At 70.2% G+C, this 14,793-nt stretch carries 15 protein-coding genes and 1 tRNA gene; 7 read left to right on the top strand and 9 right to left on the bottom strand.

Annotated elements, in window-relative coordinates; genetic code table 11:
- Positions 1–27: 27 nt before the first annotated feature.
- Both EDF42_RS04035 and EDF42_RS04030 read right to left on the bottom strand, forming a co-directional pair.
- Positions 28–750 carry a DUF3027 domain-containing protein gene (locus EDF42_RS04035; protein ID WP_123671516.1) on the bottom strand — a complete coding sequence of 241 codons (723 nt, stop codon included), beginning with the start codon at positions 748–750 and terminating at the stop codon, positions 28–30.
- Positions 751–754: 4 nt separating this feature from the next.
- Entirely contained in the window at positions 755–1,132 is a 378-nt protein-coding gene (locus EDF42_RS04030; RefSeq protein WP_123671515.1) for a cold-shock protein, read from the bottom strand.
- 109 nt (positions 1,133–1,241) lie between these two features.
- On the opposite strand from EDF42_RS04030, the gene EDF42_RS04025 reads away from it, so the two are divergent.
- The 5 genes from EDF42_RS04025 (at position 1,242) to EDF42_RS04005 (ending at position 7,562) form a co-directional block, all read left to right on the top strand.
- Positions 1,242–1,487: a hypothetical protein gene (locus tag EDF42_RS04025; RefSeq protein ID WP_148067611.1), complete on the top strand. Its 246-nt coding sequence runs from the start codon at positions 1,242–1,244 to the stop codon at positions 1,485–1,487.
- A 28-nt stretch (positions 1,488–1,515) separates the two neighbouring features.
- Positions 1,516–3,279, top strand: a complete 1,764-nt coding sequence (locus EDF42_RS04020; RefSeq protein WP_123671513.1) for a helicase-associated domain-containing protein — start codon at positions 1,516–1,518, stop codon at positions 3,277–3,279.
- Between the two features lie 48 nt (positions 3,280–3,327).
- Positions 3,328–5,025: a DNA repair helicase XPB gene (locus EDF42_RS04015; protein ID WP_123671512.1), complete on the top strand. Its 1,698-nt coding sequence runs from the start codon at positions 3,328–3,330 to the stop codon at positions 5,023–5,025.
- Positions 5,026–5,076: 51 nt separating this feature from the next.
- Positions 5,077–5,772, top strand: coding sequence for a response regulator transcription factor (locus EDF42_RS04010; RefSeq protein WP_017888045.1), 696 nt, complete (start codon positions 5,077–5,079; stop codon positions 5,770–5,772).
- Positions 5,773–5,837: 65 nt separating this feature from the next.
- Complete coding sequence (locus EDF42_RS04005; RefSeq protein ID WP_123671511.1) at positions 5,838–7,562, top strand: cell wall metabolism sensor histidine kinase WalK; 1,725 nt, start codon at positions 5,838–5,840, stop codon at positions 7,560–7,562.
- Between the two features lie 529 nt (positions 7,563–8,091).
- On the opposite strand, the gene groL is transcribed toward EDF42_RS04005, so the two are convergent.
- The 6 genes from groL to EDF42_RS03975 all read right to left on the bottom strand — a co-directional run bounded on the left by groL (position 8,092) and on the right by EDF42_RS03975 (position 12,951).
- Positions 8,092–9,714, bottom strand: coding sequence for a chaperonin GroEL (gene groL, locus EDF42_RS04000; protein ID WP_111085221.1), 1,623 nt, complete (start codon positions 9,712–9,714; stop codon positions 8,092–8,094).
- Between the two features lie 261 nt (positions 9,715–9,975).
- Positions 9,976–10,179, bottom strand: a complete 204-nt coding sequence (locus EDF42_RS03995) for a cold-shock protein (protein WP_111085222.1) — start codon at positions 10,177–10,179, stop codon at positions 9,976–9,978.
- 181 nt (positions 10,180–10,360) lie between these two features.
- Positions 10,361–10,963, bottom strand: a complete 603-nt coding sequence (locus EDF42_RS03990) for a LytR C-terminal domain-containing protein (RefSeq protein WP_123671510.1) — start codon at positions 10,961–10,963, stop codon at positions 10,361–10,363.
- On the bottom strand, positions 10,960–11,301 hold the full coding sequence (locus tag EDF42_RS03985) for a DUF3263 domain-containing protein (RefSeq protein WP_123671587.1): 342 nt from the start codon (positions 11,299–11,301) through the stop codon (positions 10,960–10,962). Before EDF42_RS03985 ends, EDF42_RS03990 begins: the two co-directional genes overlap by 4 nt.
- Before the next feature lie 97 nt (positions 11,302–11,398).
- Positions 11,399–12,478: a DUF2332 family protein gene (locus EDF42_RS03980; RefSeq protein WP_123671509.1), complete on the bottom strand. Its 1,080-nt coding sequence runs from the start codon at positions 12,476–12,478 to the stop codon at positions 11,399–11,401.
- Complete coding sequence (locus EDF42_RS03975) at positions 12,478–12,951, bottom strand: GNAT family N-acetyltransferase (RefSeq protein ID WP_185040749.1); 474 nt, start codon at positions 12,949–12,951, stop codon at positions 12,478–12,480. Before EDF42_RS03975 ends, EDF42_RS03980 begins: the two co-directional genes overlap by 1 nt.
- Positions 12,952–13,016: 65 nt before the next feature.
- On the opposite strand from EDF42_RS03975, the gene msrB reads away from it, so the two are divergent.
- Complete coding sequence (msrB, locus tag EDF42_RS03970) at positions 13,017–13,424, top strand: peptide-methionine (R)-S-oxide reductase MsrB (RefSeq protein ID WP_123340893.1); 408 nt, start codon at positions 13,017–13,019, stop codon at positions 13,422–13,424.
- Positions 13,425–13,461: 37 nt separating this feature from the next.
- Positions 13,462–13,537, top strand: a tRNA-Thr gene (locus EDF42_RS03965).
- Between the two features lie 199 nt (positions 13,538–13,736).
- On the opposite strand, the gene EDF42_RS03960 is transcribed toward EDF42_RS03965, so the two are convergent.
- Positions 13,737–14,768, bottom strand: coding sequence for an aldo/keto reductase (locus tag EDF42_RS03960; protein WP_123340894.1), 1,032 nt, complete (start codon positions 14,766–14,768; stop codon positions 13,737–13,739).
- Positions 14,769–14,793: the final 25 nt, after the last annotated feature.

Below are 14,793 nucleotides of genomic sequence, written 5' to 3'. Positions count from 1 at the left end.
GGTGCTTCGTCGTTCTTCGGGTGCGTGTCAGGAGCGGTGGAAGTCCGGGTCGACCTCACCGGCATCAAGCTGGGCGCCGTCGAGGTCGGCGTCCGGGTCGACGGGCTGCACGCGCTGCGCGCGACGACGGCGAGGGGGCTGCGGGGCGTCGTCGACGTCCTCGTCCTCGTCGTCCGCATCGGCGGTGTCGGCGAGCGCGTCGACGTCCACACCGTCGATGTCGTCGTCGTCCGGTTCGTCGAGGTCGTCCTCGTCCGCTTCGAACTCGGCGTCGTCGTCGTCCTCGTCGTCATCCGACTCGTCGTCGGCTTCGTCGTCGTCCGAGTCGTCGTAGTCGGCGTCCTCGTCGTCGTCGTCCTCATCCGACTCGTCATCGAAGTCGTCGTCGTGCTCGTCGTCGTCGGACTCCTCGTCCGATTCGTGGTCCTGCGCCGCCCGGTACTCGGCCAGTCGCTCGGACCACGGCACCCACTCCGGTGCGACGAGCGAGCCGTCGCCGGGCATCAGCTCGACCTCGAGCACGGTGGGGTCCTCGTCGCCGACCTTCGCGACGCTGACGGTCCAGCGCCAGCCGGGGTAGCCCGGCATGCGGTTCGCGAACAGGACGGAGACGACGCCGTCGCCCTCGTCCACGGTGCCGACGGGCGCGCCGATGCTCGACTCGGGGGTCACCTCGAGCAGCGCGGTCCGCGCCAGGTCTGTGTAGTCAACGGGTACTGCGTCAACGGGTACTGCGTCGCTGTCTGTCATGGCGTCACGCCTCCAACTGGTCTGCGACGTGCCGCAGGATGGCGGCGAGTCGATCGCCGTTCTTCGGGTAGCGGCCGTGGCGGAGGTCTCCGCTGATCCGGTCGAGTTCCTTCACCAGGTCCTCGACGATCACGGCCATGTCGTCTGCGGAGCGACGGGTCATCCGGGACAACGACGGCTGCGGGTCGAGGAGCCGCACGGACAGTGCCTGCGACCCCTTCTTCCCCTGCACGACGCCGTACTCGAGCCGGGATCCCGCCTTCACGGTCACGACGCCGTCGGGCAGCGAGGACGCGTGCAGGAACACCTGGTCGCCGTCCTCTCCGGTGATGAAGCCGAAGCCCTTGTCGTCGTCGTAGAACTTGACCTTGCCGGTCGGCATGCGTGGACTCCTCGAGGTCGTGGTACGGCCGTGGTGCGTCGGATATCCTGGGTCGATGGCCAATCCGACCCGATCAACCGGGAACCCGCAGGATTCCGCAGAACCCCCGGTGACGTTCAATCGTACCGAACGCGCTCTGGCGTTCATGGTCGGTGGCATCTTCATCGCTGCGTTCCTCTGCATGGCGGCGATGATCGTCATGTGGTTGACGGTCCCGAGCGCGCAGGGCTCCATGCCGTGGCCGGTGATCATGGCGATCCCGCTCGTCGGGTTCCCGATCGGCATGGTCCTGGTCTTCACGCTCCTCGCCATCACCTGGACGCGCCGCGCACGAGCCAACCGGACGGTTCGCTGACGTCCGCCCCGGACGCTGGCACCGGACGATGACGACCACCGCCGACCTGGCCGCCCGACTCCGGGCGTTGCCGGACGACTCCCTCGAACGACTCGTCGCTGCGCGGAGCCTGCCCCCGGCCGCCCTCGGCGAGACCGGTCCGCAACGGATCACCGACTTCTTCGACCTGGCCGAGGCGCTCCGCACCGACGACGCGGTCGACGCCGCCGTCGAGCACCTGCCCCGCGCCACGATCCTGGCGCTCCGCGACGGCGGGGACGCCGACCGCCTCGGTCCGGCGATCACGCTCGGCCTGGCCGACGAGGACGGCGCCGTCGACGACGCGGTCGCCGCACGCGTGGCCGCCCACCCCGACCTCGTGGCACTGCGATCGACGGGAGCCCCGGATCGCCCCGACCGCGCTGCCCACGCCGACGACGTGGCCGGCCAGGACCGCGCGCGCACCACCGGCGCGGAGCAGGCGTTCTCGAGCATGACCGTGCTCGCCGAGCTGCTGCGTGCGGTGGACGCCGGCACCGTCCGCGAACTCGTCAAGGGCGGCATCGGCACGCCGCTCGCGAAGACCCTGGCCGAGCGCATCGGCACCGACGCCGACGTCGTGCCCGGCCGCCTCGCACTGCTCGACCGGGTCGGGTTCGCCAACCCGGGCTCCGGCCGCTGGACGGTCACCGACGCCGGACAGGACTGGCTCGTCGCCGACTGGCCGGACCGCTGGGCGACGCTCGTGTCGGCCTGGGCGGACACGCTCGGCCCCGCGGTGCACGAGGTCCTCGCACTCGCCGACGACGACCTGCGCGACCTCGTGGCCCTCGGCCGTTGGGCGTACCCGGCGGGCTCCCGCTGGCTCGACGCCGTGCTGCTCGACGCCGCCGGCACCGCCGCGTCGCTCGGACTCGCGGTCGACGGCATCGTCACGAGCACCGGCCGAGCACTGCTGGACGGTGACGCCAGGCCCGCAGCGGACGACCTGCCCGGCACCGTCGGCCAGGTGTACCTGCAGCACGACCTGACGGTGATCGCCCCCGGCCCCCTCGCGCCGGTCGACGACGCCGCCCTGCGCACGGTCGCCGTGCTCGAGGCACCCGGTCTGGCCGCGCGCTACCGCATCTCCGAGGACACCCTGCGCACGGCATTCCGTGCCGGGCACTCCCGTGACGACGTCCTGGCGCTGCTCACCCGTCTGTCGTCGACCGGCGTCCCGCAGCCCCTCGCCTACCTGGTCGACCAGGTCGCCGGACGCGACGGCAGCATCGTCGTCGACCGCGGCGAGGGCGGGGTCGGCACCGTGGTGCGCGGCACCGCGGACCAGCTCGACCTGATCGGTGTGGACGCCGAACTCCGGCAGATGGCGTGGGAGCGCAGCGACCTGACGACGCTCACCACCCGCTACCCGGCGCACGTCGTGCACACCGCGCTCGAGGACCAGCGCTACCCGGCCGTGCTCGCGACCGGCGCCCGCCCCGAGACGCACCACGGGCCTCCCGGTCGGCGCAGCCCCACCGGACGCTCGCCGGAGCAGGCGGCGCACGCACTCGTGGAACGGCTCCGCCTGACCACCCAGCGTGGCGATGCGGAACCCGAGCAGGAGTGGCTCGGGCGGCAGATCGACCTGGCCGTGCGCGGTCGCACACCGATCCGGCTGACGGTGCGGATGCCGGACGGCTCCGAACGGCCGTTCTCGATCATCCCGACCTCCGTCGCCGCCGGACGCGTCCGAGGGCGCGACACCAGCGTCGACGTCGAGCGCACGCTGCCGCTGTCGCTCGTCGTCGCGGTCGAGAGCGACGCCTGAGGTGCACGGTCACCCGAACGCAGGTGACGACGGCTAGGCTGGCAGGTCATGAACGGACCGCTGATCGTGCAGAGCGACCGCACCGTGCTCCTCGAGGTCGCACACCCCGACGCCGAGGACGCACGCCACGAGCTCGCGGCCTTCGCCGAACTCGAACGCGCCCCCGAGCACGTGCACACCTACCGCATCACCCGCCTCGGCCTGTGGAACGCACGGGCCGCCGGACACGACGCCGAGGCGATGATCGCCACCCTCGAGCGCTTCGCCAAGTTCCCGGTCCCGCAGAGCGTCACCGTGGACATCCGCGACACGGTGTCCCGCTACGGCCGACTCGTCATCCGGCGTGAGGAACGCGAGGACGCCCCGGTCATCGCGAACTCCCCCGCCGAGGAACTCGAGCGCGTGCCCGTCCTGCTCCTGACCGCCGAGGACCCGTCCGTGCTGGCCGAGGTCATCCGGTCGAAGCGGATCAAGCCACTGCTCGGCGACATGCGGACGCCTTCCGAGGTCGAGCTGCAGCCGTGGGCACGCGGGCAGATCAAGCAGGAACTCGTGAAGCTCGGCTGGCCGGCCGAGGACCTGGCGGGCTACACCCCCGGGCAGCCGCACCCGATCGACCTCGACACGGCCGAGTGGCACATGCGCCCGTACCAGGAGCAGGCCGTCGACACCTTCTTCGCGCAGGGGTCCGGTGTCGTCGTGCTGCCCTGTGGCGCCGGCAAGACCCTGGTCGGTGCCGGGGCGATGGCGACCGTCAAGGCGACCACGCTCATCCTCGTGACGAACACCGTGTCCGCACGGCAGTGGCGCAGCGAGCTCCTCAAGCGCACGACCCTGAAGGCCGAGGACATCGGCGAGTACTCGGGCAGCGTCAAGGAGATCCGGCCGGTCACGATCGCGACCTACCAGATCCTCACGGCCCGTCGGAAGGGCGAGTACACGCACCTTTCGTTGCTCGACGCCCTCGACTGGGGCCTCATCGTCTACGACGAGGTCCACCTGCTGCCGGCCCCGGTCTTCAAGCTGACCGCCGACCTGCAAGCCCGCCGGCGCCTGGGCCTGACCGCGACGCTCGTGCGCGAGGACGGCCGCGAGGGCGACGTGTTCTCGCTCATCGGTCCGAAGCGCTACGACGCTCCGTGGAAGGAGATCGAGGCGCAGGGCTACATCTCCCCGGCCGAGTGCTACGAGGTGCGCATCGACCTGCCGCACCAGGAGCGCCTGGAGTACGCGGCCTCGAGCGACGACGAGCGCTACCGGCTCGCCGCCACGTCACCCGCGAAGACCCCGGTCGTCCGCGAGCTCATCGAGAAGCACCGCGGCGAGCAGATCCTGGTGATCGGGCAGTACATCGACCAGCTCGACGAACTGGCGGCGTCGCTCGACGCGGCCGAGATCACGGGTGCGACCCCGGTCGACGAACGTGAGCGGCTGTACGACGCGTTCCGAGCCGGCGAGGTGGACGTGCTCGTCGTGTCGAAGGTCGCGAACTTCTCCATCGACCTGCCGGACGCCACCGTCGCGATCCAGGTCTCCGGGTCGTTCGGGTCACGACAAGAAGAGGCGCAGCGCCTCGGTCGACTGCTCCGTCCGAACAAGGACGGCCTGCCGGCGTCGTTCTACACGCTCGTCGCGCGGGACACCGTCGACCAGGACTTCGCGCAGAACCGGCAGCGGTTCCTCGCGGAGCAGGGGTACTCCTACACGATCCTGGATGCCGACCAGGTCCAGGCGCCCGTGGGCTGACGTACGCACCGCTCTCAGGAAACCATTAGGGAACGGTCAGAAGATAGGACCATGAGCGATGGCCCCAAGATCCTGATCGTCGACGACGAGCCGAACATCCGCGACCTCCTGACGACCTCGTTGCGCTTCGCCGGGTTCGCCGTCCGTGCCGTCGGCAACGGCGCACAGGCGATCTCGGCCGTGCTCGAGGAAGAACCCGACCTGATCATCCTCGACGTGATGCTCCCCGACATGAACGGCTTCGGCGTCACCAAGCGCCTGCGGTCGTCCGGGTACACCTCGCCGATCCTGTTCCTCACCGCGAAGGACGACACCGAGGACAAGATCACCGGCCTCACCGTCGGCGGCGACGACTACGTCACCAAGCCGTTCTCACTCGACGAGATCGTCGCCCGCATCAAGGCCATCCTCCGTCGCACCATGAACGACGAGGAAGACGCGATCATCCGCGCCGGCGAGCTCACCATGGACCAGGACACGCACGAGGTCACGATCGGCGACGCGCAGATCGAGCTCTCCCCCACCGAGTTCAAGCTGCTCCGCTACCTGATGCTCAACCCGAACCGCGTGCTGTCGAAGGCGCAGATCCTCGACCACGTCTGGGAGTACGACTTCAACGGCGACGCCGGCATCGTCGAGAGCTACATCTCGTACCTGCGTCGCAAGCTCGACCAGTACTCGGCCGAGCCGATCATCCAGACCAAGCGCGGCTTCGGGTACATGCTCAAGGCGTCCAAGGCCTCGTAGCACCTCCGTTCTTCACGGCGGTCGTCCGGTTTCACCGGGCGGCCGCTGTCTATCGTTGGGGCAGCATGCACACGCGAATGAGCCGCTGGTGGGACGGGATCTCCCTGCGCACCAAGATCACCGGGATCACGGTGCTCCTGGTGGCGCTCGGCCTGCTCGTCGCCGGGCTCGGCACGATGACCGTCCTGTCGACGTACCTGATGGCGCAGCTCGACAACAACGTCAAGGGCACCACGGAGCAGCTCGAGGGCCAGAACATCAGCGACGGCGAGCAGTACTGCAAGCTGTCGGTCGTGCTGTCGCAGAGCGCCTACGTGGCCGCGTACGACGCCGACGGCGACCAGATCTGCCAGACGAAGGCATCGAGCCGCCCGGACATCCGCGAACTGGACTTCTCCGCAGCGGCGCAGAACGGTGCGCGCTTCTCGCTCTACGACAGCCAGCACAACCACGAGTGGCGTGCCCAGGTCATCCCGGCGTCACTGCAGAACCAGACGAGCGGCTCCACCGAGACCGGCTTCGTGCTCGTCGCGGTGTCGAGCGCCGACACGGACCAGACCATCGCCCGGTTCACCGTCATCTTCCTGGGCTTCGGCATCTCGGTGATCCTGCTCGGCGCCATGCTCACGCGGCTGCTCGTCACCGCCACGTTCGACCCGTTGCGCGACGTCGAGGACACCGCCGCACGCTTCGCCGCCGGTGACTTCAACCAGCGCCTCGAGGCCGACACCCCGAACACCGAGGTCGGGCGACTGAACCGCTCCCTGAACGTCATGCTCGAGCGCATCGACACCGCGTTCGAGGACCGCCAGCGCACCATCGACCAGATGCGCCGGTTCGTCGGCGACGCCTCGCACGAACTCCGCACCCCGCTGGTGTCCCTGCGCGGGTACGCCGAGCTGTACCGCATGGGTGCCCTCCGCAAGGAAGAAGACGTCGCCCAGGCGATGGAGCGCATCGAGAAAGAGGCGAAGCGGATGGGCCTGCTCGTGCAGGACCTGCTCCAGCTCGCCCGCATCGACGAGTCCAAGCCGCTCGAGCTCGGCCCGGTCGACCTCGTCGCGATCGCCCGTGACTCGGCGCTCGACACCATGGCGTCCAACCCCGACCGCGAGATCCAGGTCCTGGTCGAGGACGCCATGACGGGCGAGAGCGTGCCGCAGGCCGTGCGGCCGCCCGCGTCGTCGTCCTCGCTCTCGTCGGGGTCGTCGGACTCGTCGGGCTCCTTGTCCGACACGGGCGAGGTCCCCCCGGCATCGCCCACGTCGGCGAACACCACGGGTCCCATCGCGTTCTCGCGGCAGACGATCGCGCGGCTGCGTGCTCGTCGGACCCGGGCGATGGACATCGAGGCCGGTGCTGCCCCCACCGACGAGACGACGCCACTGCCGACGGTCGTCATGCCCCAGCGTCCCCCGATCGTGCTGGCGGAGGAGAACAAGATCCGCCAGATCGTCACGAACCTGATGGGCAACGCCATGCGGTTCACCGAGCACGACGACCCGATCGAGATCGGCGTCGGGGTGGACGACGACCGCGGCATGGCCCACATCGACGTCATCGACCACGGTGAGGGGATCCCGGCGCAGCTGCGCGACAAGATCTTCCAGCGGTTCTGGCGTGCCGACACTTCGCGCGCGCGGGACACCGGTGGCTCGGGCCTCGGGCTCGCCATCGTGTCGGGCATCGTCGCGGCACACCACGGCTCGGTCGAGGTCTTCGACACCGAGGGTGGCGGCGCGACCTTCCGCGTCTGGCTGCCCCTGCTGCCGCGCGACTACGCCGCCTGACGCGGGCGCCCGCCCGCGCGGGCGCGTCCGTCCGCGCGCGCGTCCGTCCGCGCGCCCGTCCGTCTCGCCCGAGGTTTCAAAATCTCGGCATCTCGCGCCACATCGCGCTCGGGTTCGGAACCTCGGCGTCCCGCACACGGCGAGTCGTGGAACCTCGACGGGGCAGGTCGACCGGATAGCCGCCCGTACGGAGCCGCGTCCCAACGATCAGCGAGGGCATTCCTCGACCAGAGCCGCGCGATGCCCTCGCCCCGGCCGGAGCATCGCGCACGAGACGCCGGGCCCGGCCACGCTCGGACGGTTGTGCGGAGAGCGACGCTGGGCGGGCCTCCAGTCCGACCCGACTGGGTCGGTGAGGTTCCACAACATGCCGCACGTTGACCGCCGAGGTTCCAGAGCCTGGCGAACCGGGCACCGAGATGCCGAGATTTCGGAACCTCGGGGGACGAGATCCGCGCCAGCCCCCCCCCCCCCCGCACGCGGAAGGGCCCCGCACGCGCAGCGTGCGGGGCCCTTCGAACAGGACTGCTTAGAAGTCCATGCCACCCGTCGGGTCGCCGGCCGGAGCGGCCGCGGCACGCTCGGGCTTGTCGGCGACGACGACCTCGGTCGTCAGGAACAGACCAGCGATCGACGCAGCGTTCTGCAGCGCCGAACGCGTGACCTTGGCCGGGTCGATGATGCCCGCGGCGATGAGGTCGACGTACTCGCCGGTCGCGGCGTTGAGGCCCCAACCTGCTTCGAGCTCGCGGACCTTGGCGGCCACGACACCCGGCTCGAGACCGGCGTTCAGCGCGATCTGCTTGAGCGGTGCGTCGATCGCGACGCGGACGATGTTCGCACCGGTCGCCTCGTCACCCTCGAGGGTGAGTGCGTCGAGCGCGACCTTGCCGGCCTGGATGAGGGCGACGCCACCACCGGCGACGATGCCCTCTTCGACGGCAGCCTTCGCGTTGCGGACGGCGTCCTCGATGCGGTGCTTGCGCTCCTTGAGCTCGACCTCGGTCGCGGCACCCGCCTTGATGACGGCGACGCCACCGGCGAGCTTCGCGAGGCGCTCCTGGAGCTTCTCGCGGTCGTAGTCGGAGTCGGTCGCGTCGATCTCGGCGCGGATCTGACGGACACGGCCGGCGATCTGCTCGGCGTCGCCGGCACCCTCGACGATCGTGGTCTCGTCCTTGGTGATGACGACCTTGCGGGCACGACCGAGCAGGTCGAGCGTCGCGTTCTCGAGCTTGAGGCCGACCTCTTCGGAGATGACCTGGCCACCGGTCAGGATCGCGATGTCCTGCAGCATGGCCTTGCGGCGGTCACCGAAGCCCGGGGCCTTGACGGCGACGGACTTGAAGATGCCGCGGATCTTGTTCACGACGAGCGTGGCCAGGGCCTCGCCGTCGACGTCCTCGGCGATGATCAGGAGCTGCTTGCCCGCCTGGATCACCTTGTCGACGACCGGCAGGAGGTCCTTGATGTTCGAGATCTTCGAGTTGACGATCAGGATGTAGGCGTCCTCGAAGACGGCTTCCTGACGCTCGGGGTCGGTGACGAAGTACTGCGACAGGTAGCCCTTGTCGAAGCGCATGCCCTCGGTCAGCTCGAGCTCGGTGCCGAAGGTGTTCGACTCCTCGACGGTGACGACACCTTCCTTGCCGACCTTGTCGATGGCCTCGGCGATGAGTGCGCCGATGGTCGGGTCTGCGGCCGAGATCGACGCGGTCGCGGCGATCTGGTCCTTGGTCTCGATGTCCTTCGCGTTGGCGAGGAGCTGGTCGGAGACGGCGGAGACGGCCTTCTCGATGCCGCGCTTGAGCGACACGGGGTCGGCGCCTGCGGCGACGTTGCGGAGGCCCTCGCGGACGAGTGCCTGGGCGAGGACGGTCGCGGTGGTCGTACCGTCACCGGCGACGTCGTCGGTCTTCTTGGCGACCTCCTTGACGAGCTCCGCACCGATCTTCTCGTACGGGTCGTCGAGCTCGATCTCCTTGGCGATGGAGACACCGTCGTTCGTGATCGTGGGGGCGCCCCACTTCTTCTCGAGGACGACGTTGCGGCCGCGCGGGCCGAGCGTCACCTTCACGGCGTCGGCCAGCTGGTTCAGGCCGCGCTCGAGGCCACGGCGGGCCTCCTCGTCGAAAGCAATGATCTTAGCCATGTGAGTTCTCGTCCCTCCCGGACGTCGTGGGGTCGTGCTGGCACTCAACGTGAGCGAGTGCCAACGCCGATTCTGGCACTCGCCCGGTGCGAGTGCAACACGATCGGGAGGCTCGTCACGTCTTCCCAGGACACGCTCCGCCAACAGCGCACCCCGACCACCGCCACGGACCGCCCGCCACGCACGTCATGCAGCGCGGGCCGCGCACGACGAACGCGCCGCCCCTGACGGGACGGCGCGTTCGCGATGAGTGTCGTGCGTTCAGGCCGGTCGGACTGCCTCCGCCTGCGGGCCCTTCGACCCGGTGCCGACGTCGAACACCACTGCCTGGCCCTCCTCGAGGACCTTGTAACCCGACATGTCGATGGCCGAGTAGTGCACGAACACGTCCTGGCCTCCTCCATCGACGGTGATGAAGCCGAAGCCCTTTTCAGCGTTGAACCACTTCACGGTTCCGTTGGCCATGATCTCTTGCTCCCTGGTACTGCTGTGCGAACGACGTGTTCGCCGTCTGCAAGGGACTCTGCTCGAAGCGCGCCGATCCGGCAAGAGGTGTGACGTTGTTTCACGTCGATTCCGTCAGAAATCAACGTGCCCGAAACACGACCGTCACAAATGCGGGCGGGGAGCGCCCGCGGAATGCGGATCAGCCGGTGTAGTCGGCTCCGAGCACGACGCTCACGTCGGCGTTCGGGAACGCCGTCGACTGCTGCACGGCGGTGACCCCGAGCTGCTTCGCGATGCCCTGCGCGACCGCCGCCTGTGCGGCCTGCTGGTAGTACACGACCGTCGAGGTCGACCCGGTCGTGCCGGCGTCCCCGGTCGAGGCGACTCCCCAGCCGGCACCGGTCAGCGCCGCGCTGGCCCGGGCAGCGAGGCCGGAGGTGGTCGTGCCGTTCAGGACGACGACGGTGGTCGTGCCCTGCTGGGCCGGTGTCGCAGCGGCAGCGCCGGCGTCGCCGGCACCGGTTCCGGCCGACGAGGACGGGGAGGCCGACGCGGACGGCTTCGCGGTCGCCGACGACGTCGCCGACGCCGATCCCGAGGGCGAGTCCGACCCGCTGAACGAGTAGCTGCCGTTCAGGAGCGCGAGGGCGAGCACGCCGATGCCGACGAGCACACCGGTGGCGAGTGCCGCCCAGGCGAACGCGACCCAGCCACGGCCCCGGCGCTGTGCACCGCGGTGTGCGCCGACCCGGGGGCCGTCGGCGACGTCGTCGAACCGGTCACGGGGGAATCTGGTGCTCATCGTTCCTCTTCACGTCCTTCGGGAGCAGCACCGGGCGCGACGAAGCTGCGCGTCGCCCGGGCGCTGGTGCGCGCATGTCGGAGCCGCTGCAGCCTGGTGACGAGCTGCGGGTCGTACGCGAGTGCCGCGGGCGAGTCGATGACGCGGTTCAGCACCTGGTAGTAGCGCGCCGCCGACATCTCGAACTCGACCCGGATCTCCGCTTCCTTCGTGCGGTCGTGCCGTGCCCGGTCGTGCTCGAACGACAGCACACGCTGCGCGAGCTCGCTGAGCTGGTCAGCGCGGTGCTGGTCAGCGCGGTGCTGGTCAGCGCGGTGCTCGTCGGTGGGGCTGGTCACGGCGGTTCCGATCACGTATCGGGGAACGGGTCTCGCACATCGTAGGGGCGGAGCGCATCCGGACCCTGGCACGGCGCTGGACTGTCGCGAAGACCGGTCACAGGTTCGGGTCGCGGAACCAGCGCACGCGGGTGCCGAACGGGTCCGAGACGGCGACCGCGGTGCCGTCCATCGAGGCCGTGGCGAAGGCGTCCGGATCTGCGGGGTCGACGTCGTCGGGCAGCGTCGCCGCCACACCGCGCAGGATCCCGGTGCGTTCGAGCGCGATCCAGTGCACACCGCGTTCGCGGACGCGGTCCACGAACCGCTGGCGCTCGGCACCCGGCACGTAGACCAGGGTGCCGGTGGTCAGCACGACCGGCTCCACGTCGTCCGGCAGGGCGTCCAGTGCACGGTCGAGGTCACCCGGCAGCGTGCCGACGAGCCGGACGGGAGGCACGGCGAGCGTCGCGCGCGCCGCCTCGCGCATCAGGGCGATCCGGTCCGTCGCCTCGGGCGGGACGGCCTCGACCAACCGGTCGAACGCGCCGGGTGCGGCGAGGTCGATCGGGTTCGGGTCGAGGGCGATCCGCGCGCCGATTAGGATCGGCCTGCTCGCCGGAGCCGGAAGGGCCCCGGAGACGTCCGCGACGAGACGGACCGCGGGTTCGCCGACCGCCGTGTGCATCCGGACGAGCTCGGTGCGCGCCCCGCCGTGGTCATCGCGCCCCGAGGAGTCGGGGCGCGACGACGGCACCGGGGCGCGTTCCGCCGGCACCCGGGACTCCGACGTCCGGTGGTCGAGCGTCACCCGGTCCGGGATCGAGCAGAGCGACGCCGCCGCGCCGGCGTCGACGAGACCGAGCGGCCGCGAGGCCCGCTCGGCGAGCGCCGCGAACAGCGGGACGACGGGACCGAGCCGCCGCGGGTCGTTGGCCTGCACCGTGGCGGAGGCGAGGGCCGCGACCAGGGCGGGGCGGGCCTCCCGACCGATCGCGCGCAGCGCACCGGGGTCCGACGGGTCCGCACCCAGCCGCCGCGCGACCGCGAAGAGGAGTTCCGGCTGCCGCTGCTGCTCCGCGACCTCGTCGAGGAGCGCGACCAACGCAGGGTCGAGCGACCGCGCCCAGGCGGCGTAGGACGGGGACACGGCCTCGATGCGGTCGGCGTAGGCGGCGTACCGGCCGAGGGTGTCCATCAGCGCCCCGGGCGGTGCATGCCGACGTGCCGGATGCCGGCTTCGTCGTAGGGCGCCCCGAACCGGACGAAGCCGTGGCGTTCGTAGAGCGCGGCGACGTACTCCTGGGCGTGCAGGACGACGGTTTCGTGCCCGTGGGCCGCGAGCACGGCGGCGACGAGCCGGCCGGCGATGCCCTGCCCACGGTGGTCGGGGTGCGTCGCGACCCGGCCGATCACCCAGGACGGCGGCGGTGCGTCGGCCGGGTGTTCTTCGTCCGCAGCCGGTCGGATCAGGCGCAGGTACCCAACCGCTTCGGTGTCCGTACCGAACCACCAGTGCTCGGTCTCGGGCTCGCGGTCACGGCCGTCGAAGTCCTCGGCCGTCACCCGTTGTTCGAGTGCGAAGACGCGGTTCCGGAGCACCACGATGCCGTACAGTTCGTCCGTCGTCAGACGGGTCCAGCGGGCGTGGTGCACGGAATGCTCGGACATCGTCGCGAGTTTACTGAAGTGGTCGGGAGTGCCCGGAAGAACCCGACCGGAAGCAGGAGGAAACAATGGCATACAACGTCGACAAGTCCGACGCCCAGTGGCGCGAGGATCTCTCCCCGGACCAGTACGCCGTCCTGCGTCAGGCGGGGACCGAACGGCCGTGGACCGGTGAACTCCTCGACGAGGAGCGTGCCGGCGTCTACACCTGTGCGGCCTGCGGCGCGGAGCTGTTCAAGAGCGGCACGAAGTTCGACTCCGGCTGCGGCTGGCCGTCGTTCTACGAATCGGTGAACCCCGACGCCGTGCAGCTGATCGACGACAAGTCGCTCGGCATGGTGCGCACCGAGGTCCGTTGCGCGAACTGCGGTTCGCACCTGGGCCACGTGTTCCCCGACGGCTTCGGCACGCCCACCGGCGACCGGTACTGCATGAACTCGATCTCGCTGAACTTCGCGGAGAAGCCGGCCGAGTGAGACCCCGACGCCCTCACCGGTAAGATGAGCGGCGTCAGCCGGCATGGCGCAATTGGTAGCGCACCGTACTTGTAATACGGGGGTTGCGGGTTCAAGTCCCGCTGCCGGCCCCACAGCCGCCGTCGGGCGGAACGATGCCCCGGGTGATCACTCATCCGGGGCATCGGCGCGTGTGGAACACGGATCAGGGAGTGTTCCGGGCGCTGGACGCGGTAACCAGCCGGTCGTGCGACGAGGATGACACCTCACCGAACCGTGCGTCCACACCCGGACCCCACATCAGCGCGAATCCGCACGAACGTGCACGGATCTTCAGCGTCCGCCCGTGATCTTGCGCTCTCGCTGGGCGACGCCCGCGGTGCCGTACGGGTAGTCGTCGATGCGCGGGGCGCTGGCGTCGGTGAGCTGCGTGAGCTCCGCGTCGGTCAGCACGAGGTCAGCTGCACCGAGGTTGTCCTCGAGCTGGGACACCGTCCGCGCGCCGAGGATCACGCTCGTCACCGCCGGCCGGGCGAGCAGCCAGGCGAGGGCGACCTGCGACCGCGAGGCGCCGTGCGCGTCGGCGACCGCGGACACCGCGTCGAGGACGGCCCAGGTGCGCTCGTCACCGTTCCGTGCTTCCCACGCCTCCATGCCGCGTGCCGGGTTCTCGCCGAGGCGGGTGGAGCCGGTGGGCGCCTCGTCGCGCTGGTACTTGCCGGACAGCCAGCCGCCGGCCAGGGGCGACCAGGGCAGCAGGCCGATCCCGGCGTCGAGGCTGGCGGGGACGATCTCGTGCTCGATGTCGCGGACGAGCAGGTTGTACTGCGGCTGCAGGGTGACCGGCGGCGCCCAACCGTGCGCCTTCGCCTCGTACACGGCCTTCGTGATCTGGTACCCGAGGTAGTTGGAGAACCCGTACGAGCCGATCTTGCCGGCGGAGACCGCGTCGTCGAGGAACCGGAGCGTCTCCTCGATCGGCGTCAGGGCGTCCCAGGCGTGCATCTGGTACAGGTCGATGTGGTCCACGCCGAGGCGCTCGAGCGAGGCGTCGAGGGCGACCCGGAGGTGCCGGCGCGACAGGCCGACGTCGTTCGGACCGTCACCCTGCGGGAAGCGGCCTTTGGTGGCGAGCACGACCTGCTGCGCCTCGGTGGGGTGTGCCGCGAGCCAGCGGCCGATGATCCGCTCGGACTCGTTGCCCGAGTAGACGTCGGCCGTGTCGATCAGGGTGCCGCCGGCCGCGACGAACGTGTCGATGATGGTGTGGGAGGTGGGTTCGTCGGCTTCGCTGCCGAACGTCATGGTGCCGAGGGTCAGCGTCGACACCGATGTCCCGCTGTTGCCGAGGAGTCTGTAGTCCATGGCGGGGACGGTACGCGCGGTGTCC

The sequence above is a fragment of the Curtobacterium sp. PhB172 genome (assembly GCF_003752545.1).
GTDB lineage: Bacteria > Actinomycetota > Actinomycetes > Actinomycetales > Microbacteriaceae > Curtobacterium.
Note: the sequence above shows the minus strand (reverse complement) of the source record. Positions and strands in the feature narration are given on the sequence as shown.

Coding starts and splice junctions, on each gene's coding strand:
- EDF42_RS04030 (WP_123671515.1), bottom strand. CDS start 1,132: ATGCCGACCGGCAAGGTCAAGTTCTACGACGACGACAAGGGCTTCGGC.
- EDF42_RS03980 (WP_123671509.1), bottom strand. CDS start 12,478: ATGGACACCCTCGGCCGGTACGCCGCCTACGCCGACCGCATCGAGGCC.
- EDF42_RS04015 (WP_123671512.1), top strand. CDS start 3,328: ATGAACGGACCGCTGATCGTGCAGAGCGACCGCACCGTGCTCCTCGAG.
- EDF42_RS03990 (WP_123671510.1), bottom strand. CDS start 10,963: ATGAGCACCAGATTCCCCCGTGACCGGTTCGACGACGTCGCCGACGGC.
- EDF42_RS04010 (WP_017888045.1), top strand. CDS start 5,077: ATGAGCGATGGCCCCAAGATCCTGATCGTCGACGACGAGCCGAACATC.
- EDF42_RS04020 (WP_123671513.1), top strand. CDS start 1,516: ATGACGACCACCGCCGACCTGGCCGCCCGACTCCGGGCGTTGCCGGAC.
- EDF42_RS03975 (WP_185040749.1), bottom strand. CDS start 12,951: ATGTCCGAGCATTCCGTGCACCACGCCCGCTGGACCCGTCTGACGACG.
- EDF42_RS04035 (WP_123671516.1), bottom strand. CDS start 750: ATGACAGACAGCGACGCAGTACCCGTTGACGCAGTACCCGTTGACTAC.
- msrB (WP_123340893.1), top strand. CDS start 13,017: ATGGCATACAACGTCGACAAGTCCGACGCCCAGTGGCGCGAGGATCTC.
- EDF42_RS03995 (WP_111085222.1), bottom strand. CDS start 10,179: ATGGCCAACGGAACCGTGAAGTGGTTCAACGCTGAAAAGGGCTTCGGC.
- EDF42_RS03960 (WP_123340894.1), bottom strand. CDS start 14,768: ATGGACTACAGACTCCTCGGCAACAGCGGGACATCGGTGTCGACGCTG.
- groL (WP_111085221.1), bottom strand. CDS start 9,714: ATGGCTAAGATCATTGCTTTCGACGAGGAGGCCCGCCGTGGCCTCGAG.
- EDF42_RS04005 (WP_123671511.1), top strand. CDS start 5,838: ATGCACACGCGAATGAGCCGCTGGTGGGACGGGATCTCCCTGCGCACC.